The sequence below is a fragment of the Roseomonas acroporae genome (genome assembly GCF_023223525.1).
In the GTDB taxonomy this organism is placed as follows: domain Bacteria; phylum Pseudomonadota; class Alphaproteobacteria; order Acetobacterales; family Acetobacteraceae; genus Roseomonas_E; species Roseomonas_E acroporae.
In genome coordinates this window covers 1-1,569 of sequence record NZ_JALPRX010000238.1, presented here as the reverse complement: position 1 = coordinate 1,569, position 1,569 = coordinate 1, and the positions used below count along the sequence as shown (strand labels likewise).

General features: G+C 67.2%; 1 protein-coding gene. It reads right to left on the bottom strand.

The genetic code is table 11. The features are described from left to right. Positions 1-1,523: DEAD/DEAH box helicase (locus M0638_RS28255; RefSeq protein ID WP_248670291.1), on the bottom strand; the 1,523-nt coding region annotated here is incomplete at its 3' end. Positions 1,524-1,569 lie beyond the last annotated feature (46 nt).

Here is a 1,569-nt window from a genome sequence, read left to right as displayed (position 1 = left end):
GTTCTCCGTGGCGAAACCGTCCAGTTCCGGATGTCGCTTGATACGAGTAGCTTGGTGCCGATGCAGTGGCACCACTCCACCCATTCGGCCAGGTCGTAGGCGATCAGGTAGGACCACAGCCGCCCCTTCCGTGAGCAACCGACGGTGACCTTGTCTCCGCCCTCGTAGCCAATGCCGAACAGGTTCGACCGGATCCTGTTCCCGACGGACGCCTCCGTCATGGCCTGACCCACGTCCGAGCCGTTGTGCATCGTGAACCGTACCGCCCGGCCGATGGTGTGGTTCAGGCCGAGGTTCATGAGGACGAGGCGGTTGACGCCGTCCAGGACGCGGAAGACGGTGTCCCCGTCGATGATGTCCACGTCGTCGCCGCAGACCGCCTTCGCCAGCCGCTCGTGGAGGCTGCTGTTGTCCGAGCTGTTGATGAAGAGCAGCCCGCGGTCCTCGTCCCAGTGCAGCAGGTAGAGGTGCCAGACCGTGTTGGACACCTCCTTCACCGCCCCCCAGGGCACGGCCTCCTGCTCCTGGGTGATGAAGACCAGGGTGCGGCGCCTAGGGTTCAGCAGCGGTCCCGCATGGACGCGCGCCCGCTTGCGCACGGCGTCCTCGAACCGCCCAGGCTGCCACGCCGCGCAGGTCGTCCGGTAGACCACCGCGCTCATCTTCGGGAAGACGTTCTGCAGCGCGATCGGCGAGGCCGGACCGGTGAAACCATCCAGGAAGTCCGATCGCCTAGCGTGGCGGCCGACGGCGCCGGAGCTGAGCTCGGTCAGCAGCTCGTTCCAGTCCGCGTCCTCGGCATAGAGGTCACGGAGCCGGTCCTCCATGTCGGGGCTGGCGACGTTGGCGACCACCGTGGCACCTCCGAGGTTCGGGTGGGCGCGCGTAAAGCGGCCGGTGAATTGGAGCGTGATGGCGAGGCTCTTGTGCGGGTCGTGCACGGCCGCGATCTTCAGGTTCGGAAAGTCGAACCCTTCGCCGAGCATGTCTACGCAGACGATGACCCGCGTGCCCCCTGCCCGCAGGCGGCGCAGAGCGTCCTCGCGGTCCGCAACTCCCATCTGGCTGTGGACCAGGGTCGGCCCGTGTCCCGCCGCCACCTTGTTGTAGACCTCGATGACCTCGCGCGCTCGCGCGATGCTCTCCGTGCGCGCCATCACCACGTGTAAGCGCCCGTCGGCGATGTCGGCTTCGAGTTGGTCGACTGCAGTCAGGGCGATGGCCTCGTCCGCGGACGACTGGTCCCAGGCCATCACGGTCCGGAGCGTGATGGGGACGAAGTAGCCGTCAGCCTGCGCCTTCCGCAGCGGGTAGCTGAAGATGATGCGGCCCTCGACGAGCTTGCCGTCAGTCCGAAAGGGGGTGGCCGTGAACTGAAGCGCCCTGTTCCCCGGTTCCTTCAGGAACAGCTTGCGGAAGGCGCTCCAGGTGGGCGCCGGGGCGTGGTGGGCCTCGTCGATTAACAGGGTACCGCACAGCCGGGCGATGGCCTCCTGGACCTCCAGCCCACACCCCTGGAGCACCGTAAGCGTCCGGCCTCCATCGCCTTCCCTGGCCCCTGACGTGCGT